This window comes from Vibrio sp. SG41-7 (assembly GCF_014164465.1).
Lineage (GTDB): Bacteria > Pseudomonadota > Gammaproteobacteria > Enterobacterales > Vibrionaceae > Vibrio > Vibrio splendidus.
The window spans coordinates 1-5,019 of the sequence record NZ_JACJFF010000204.1; the positions used below are offsets into that span (position 1 = coordinate 1).

General features: G+C 43.6%; 5 protein-coding genes. 4 read left to right on the forward strand and 1 reads right to left on the reverse strand.

Annotated elements, in window-relative coordinates; genetic code table 11:
• Positions 1-116: 116 nt before the first annotated feature.
• Positions 117-1,310, reverse strand: a complete 1,194-nt coding sequence (locus H5300_RS25450; RefSeq protein WP_102441439.1) for a multidrug effflux MFS transporter — start codon at positions 1,308-1,310, stop codon at positions 117-119.
• Positions 1,311-1,580: 270 nt separating this feature from the next.
• On the opposite strand from H5300_RS25450, the gene H5300_RS25455 reads away from it, so the two are divergent.
• The 4 genes from H5300_RS25455 (at position 1,581) to H5300_RS25470 (ending at position 4,555) form a co-directional block, all read left to right on the forward strand.
• Positions 1,581-2,666, forward strand: a complete 1,086-nt coding sequence (locus H5300_RS25455) for a PQQ-dependent sugar dehydrogenase (RefSeq protein WP_182797227.1) — start codon at positions 1,581-1,583, stop codon at positions 2,664-2,666.
• 448 nt (positions 2,667-3,114) lie between these two features.
• Positions 3,115-3,324 carry a cold-shock protein gene (locus H5300_RS25460; protein ID WP_004731543.1) on the forward strand — a complete coding sequence of 70 codons (210 nt, stop codon included), beginning with the start codon at positions 3,115-3,117 and terminating at the stop codon, positions 3,322-3,324.
• Between the two features lie 117 nt (positions 3,325-3,441).
• Positions 3,442-3,981 (forward strand): YaeQ family protein, encoded by a 540-nt coding sequence (locus tag H5300_RS25465; protein WP_004731545.1) that lies wholly within the window; start codon positions 3,442-3,444, stop codon positions 3,979-3,981.
• Positions 3,974-4,555 carry a hypothetical protein gene (locus H5300_RS25470; RefSeq protein WP_102441437.1) on the forward strand — a complete coding sequence of 194 codons (582 nt, stop codon included), beginning with the start codon at positions 3,974-3,976 and terminating at the stop codon, positions 4,553-4,555. Before H5300_RS25465 ends, H5300_RS25470 begins: the two co-directional genes overlap by 8 nt.
• Positions 4,556-5,019 lie beyond the last annotated feature (464 nt).

Here is a 5,019-nt window from a genome sequence, read left to right on the forward strand (position 1 = left end):
GTTCTAAGTTCTAAGTTCTAAGTTCTAAGCATAATAAAGGCCATTGAAATCATAAACTTCAATGGCCTTTTCGTTTTTCACTCGCTAGCTAGCTAAATAATTAAATAACCAAATAACTAGCTAAGCTGGGACTCTCTCGCTTCTTGGCTACTGAAACCACGTAAAATATTAAATAGGGTAATCAGTGTGAACAACATGATGACAAGCGATAGATGCCACGCTTCTCCTAGTCCTAACTGAACCAGCCCCATGCTCACCATTGAAGACACCACCATCTGCCCTCCGCCAGACATCGCAGCCGCCGCGCCAGCGTTCTTCTTATAAGGCAACATCACCAAGGCCTGAGCACAAGGTAACGCAATACCATTGCCAAGAATCATCAAGAACTGGCCAAGCATTAAATACAGTGGCTCAAGTGGACAAAAGAAAAGCCACAACGCCGCAGCAACATGTAATACAGGTGTGCATAACAGAGTTTTCTTGTTACCCAACATAGGGCGAATACGGTTACATAAGCTTGTTCCGCCCAGCATGCCTAATGCAGGAATCACCGCCCACATCGCGTATTCATCTGACGTCATACCAATCTGATTTTGCATGATAAATGGCATCACTGATACGGTGGTGATCATCAAGCTAAAGTTAAGCCAGCCAATACTCGCAAAGCTCATAAAATAACGAGAAGTGAGTAACTCTTTATATTGAGAAACCATTTTCTTCGGCGAAGGGATAGCCGAAATCTGAGTGACGGTTTCCTTAAACTTGAACGCCAATACCACCCAAGCCAATGAGACATAGCCAAGTAGTGAGATAAACACCATACTCCAGCCAAAGTGGAAGTTAATAAACCCACCGATAACAGGCGCGATCAAAGGTGTTATAGAGGCAACCATCGCAATATAAGACATCGCCAAAGGCAAGTCTGCGCCGTTGAATCTATCACGTGTCGAGGCGCGAGCAAGTACAGCGCAACAGCCGGTTCCTAAGCCTTGCAGAAATCGCCCCATCACCATATTGGTAAACGAGTGGCTGAAGAAAATGATCATTAATAGTCCCAGCATGGCGATTAATAATCCGCTCAGCAGTACTTTCTTGCGCCCGAGAGCATCGGAAATAGGGCCATAAATAAACTGGGAAGGCCCAAAACCTAATAGGTACACGCTTACCAATAGCTGGGCTTGCTCTAGTGATACATCGAAGTCTTTGGCGATCCAAGGTAGTGATGGAAACACCAGTCCCATACTGAGCTGACCGATACTGATGACCAAGCACGCAAGTAAGATCGATTTAAAATCAAACCGACGACTCATCGTTTAATACGTCCGTTCGAAGAAAAAACGTGCGTATCTAAGCCGCAACATAAAAACAGAGAAAATAGCGGAAACGCTGCTGGCGAGTTGTTCATAATGCTCCGACTGGATCAAATAGAGAAAGGCACAGTAAACATACGTGAGCTTGTATAATCATACAATAGGCGTTCAACTAAATATATGAATAGTCACTTTTCAGCAACCTCAGCTTTCCGCCAGCCCACGACAGGCGCTAGACTAACACTAGACGCTCATAATCAAGGGACTTTAATGAACACTCATCACCGTATTTTTTCATGTGCTTTGGCGCTGCTTGCCCTTGCTCCTATAACGTCAGCCTTTGCGTGGCAGGCAGAGAAGATCACCGACGGACTCGTGATCCCTTGGGGGTTGGCTTATATCAACGACAACTCCATGCTAGTAACAGAAAAATCAGGCGTCATTAAACACATTGATTTAAAGACCGGCGATCAAAACACATTGTTCAGGCTGCCAAATGTTTGGGCGAAAGGCCAAGGTGGATTACTGGATATCGCACCCTCTCCTTTTGAAAGCGGAAGGTTCTACGTCACTTATAGTAAAGAGGTCGATGGTGAAGGTGTAACGACACTGGCTTCTGCTAATTACAGTAATAATGAAATCACTAATTGGACAGACGTGTTTGTGTCGAAATCCAGAACGGACACAGGGCGTCACTTTGGTAGCCGTATCACCTTTGATGAGAACCACCTGTATTTTTCAATCGGCGATCGTGGTGACAGGGACAACGGCCAAGACACCATGACTCATGCTGGCTCAATATTGCGATTAAATGCCGATGGAAGCACGCCAAGCGATAACCCATTCACTGACAACAAAAAGGTACTCAATGAGATTTGGAGCTATGGCCATCGTAACCCACAAGGGTTGTTCTATGATGCCCCGACTCAAAAGCTTTGGTCGATTGAACACGGCCCGCGCGGTGGTGATGAAATCAACCTAATAAAAGCAGGCGCCAACTATGGGTGGCCAGTCACCTCACACGGAAAAGAGTATTGGGGCCCTATCAGCGTTGGCGAGTCTAAAACCAAAGATGGTATTGAAGCGCCTAAAAAAGTCTACGTTCCTTCAATCGCTCCGGGGAGCTTGATTGTTTACCAAGGCGATAAATACCCAGAGTTAAAAGGAAAGCTGCTGGCTGGCGCACTAAAACTTACTCACATCAATATTGTGACAGTCAATGAACAAGGTGAGGCAATCAAGGAAGAGCGTATTTTAGAAGACTTAGGCGAAAGGATAAGAGACATCGAAACTTCACCAAGCGGCGACATCTTTTTCAGTACCGATAATGGCAACCTGTACCGCTTGAAAAAGTAGTCTAGTTCTCGTTCAAGTAAAGACATTTTCCTTACAACGACAGTAATAAATATAAGCCGTTAAAAGTGGGCTCAACACCCAGTTAGCGGCTTCTAATTTGCAAAAATAAATGCGCTAAAACAGTGCATTCACTCCAAATTCGTCATCAATTTCGACCACCATTTTCACAAAAATGACAACAAATCACCATACAACTGTAACTCCATGATATTTAAGGAATGCAAAGTTTGACTACCCCCAAGTTTCTGCAACCTTTCACTATGGATTCGATTGACTATCCCCTGATTTGATTTAGACTTCATCTCGGCTAGAAAGAAAGTTCTTTGTATATAAACATTTCGTTGGATTACTAGTAACCCCGTTGTGTTGTACGCAATAGCAATAAACTTTTCCGCGCTATCAGTGCCACAATTGGCTCATAATAAAAATTTAATTTTAGGATATCATCATGTCTAACACAGTTACTGGTAAAGTAAAATGGTTCAACGAAACTAAAGGCTTCGGCTTCATCGAGCAAGAAAACGGCCCAGACGTATTCGCACATTTCTCTGCAATCACAGGCGATGGTTTCAAAACTCTTGCTGAAGGCCAACAAGTTGAGTTCACTGTATCTCAAGGTCAAAAAGGCCCTCAAGCTGACAGCATCAAAGTACTTTAATTTAGTATTTTAAAGCTTTCTAAAAATAGCCAGCCTCTGCTGGCTATTTTTTTACCCGCTATTCAGAGATTTAAGGTAATATTCCCCCTCACTATTTCTATCTAAGACACCCTATCAATGGCTCTTAAACCGACAATCTACAAGTTTCGTATCTCTTTAACCGATATGAATCGCGACTATTACGACTCTTTTAATCTAACGGTTGCACAACACCCTTCTGAAACAGAACAGCGCATGATGGCGCGTATCATTGCTTTCTGTATCAATGCATCTCCTGAACTTGAGTTCACTAAAGGGTTGTCTAGCATTGAAGAACCTGATTTATGGCAGAAGTCGTTAGATGACCAAATCTTAGAGTGGATTGATGTTGGCGAACCTGATCCAGAACGCGTTAAGAAAGCGACTCGCTTATCTAAGTCTGTGAGCGTGTTCAGCTTCAACACTAAATCGAATGTTTGGTGGGAACAAAACAAAGGTAAGTTCGGTTACCTGAAAGCTCAAATCGTTCGTCTAGACAACGATGGTATTGAGCAACTAGCAGCGATGACACAACGTACGATGGACCTTTCAGTAATGCTGTCGGGTAACTCTGCGTTCGTAAATAGCGACACGCAATCTGCAGAAGTCACGTGGGAAGAGCTACAGAGTAATGACTGAGATCCAAACTCAGACTGAACCTCAGCGCCAAACTAAGCTCGAAGCGTGTTTGCAGCTCGCAGGCCTCGATTCAGTAAAAGCGCTCTCAATAGGCTACGAGAAAGAGCTATCGTCATTTATTGATGAAAACCATGCTCTTTTCAAACATGCTTTTGAGAATAAGCCTGATAACTCTGCACGCCAGACGTTGCTTGGCCTGTTAACCAAAGTACATATCGATGCAAGCTATCGCTTTGAAAGCAATAAAGAAGCGAATGAGGCGATGCAAAATGTATTCGATAATACAGTGGGTACTGAGCACAGCGACAAGTTTCAAAGCTCTAACGCTCAGCAGTTAAAGTTAATCACTCATTTGTGGTTGTTCATTCAAGGACGACTAGGAATGGATTACAGCCTTGCTAATGATCATGCTGCTGTAGCCGCTACGCTGTTGTCTCGTATATCGAGAAGCAGTGATGATGAGATTCGCGTAGAGTTTATGGCAAGTTTTTATGATGGTTTGAATATCTATCAAGCTGAGAACAAGCCGTCCGGTTTTGTTCACCACTTTAAGCGTTTGTTTAATCTTACTTAAGCATTCCACCAGCTGCTGTACCCAAATTTGCGCTTTATAGATTCTGTAGAGCGCATCTAATTTCCGTTCCAACCAACCCACATCGAAAATGCAGATTCCCTATTACGCTCGTTCCTCGCTTTAGGGAAAGACGAAAGTGACTAAGTCACTCATTCTACAAGATCATCAGCGTTTGCTTCTAATAGGCTGGCGTAGAATACACTCTGAACCCCCACCCTCGTATTTTACCTCACTCGCCGTCATCTTCTAGAAGGAGGAACAACTGAGTCGGGGGATCTACCGCTAACCACACTAATAAACGCCTAATCAAAACAGATTCCCTATTACGTTCGTTCCTCACTTTAGGGAATAATGAAATGGACCCACCCTTCTAAACGGCGTCGCAATGCGCCAAGATGAATATTAAACACAATCATCTAACTGAGGGTAGGTCCATATGAAAACTATAACGATCGGATTAGATA